Source organism: Frigoribacterium sp. Leaf164 (assembly GCF_001423665.1).
GTDB classification, from domain to species: domain Bacteria; phylum Actinomycetota; class Actinomycetes; order Actinomycetales; family Microbacteriaceae; genus Frigoribacterium; species Frigoribacterium endophyticum.
The window spans coordinates 1,421,930-1,422,140 of sequence record NZ_LMOX01000001.1 but is presented as its reverse complement, the minus strand read 5'-3'; positions in this window follow the sequence as shown (position 1 = coordinate 1,422,140).

Genomic DNA, 211 nt, shown 5'->3' with positions numbered 1-211 from the left:
ACCTCGCGGTCGTCCTCAGCAGCCTCGGGGTCGAGGTCACCCTCGCGACCGTCCTGACCGTCGGCGTCGTCCCCTTCATCGTGGGCGGCGTGGCGAAGTGGCTGATCGCCGCCTCGGTGCTGCCCCTGGCGTGGCGCGGGCTCCGTCGCCTGGAGCGCTGAGCGCAGCTGCCCCGACGCACGACGACGGGCCCCGGTCAGGAGACCGGGGC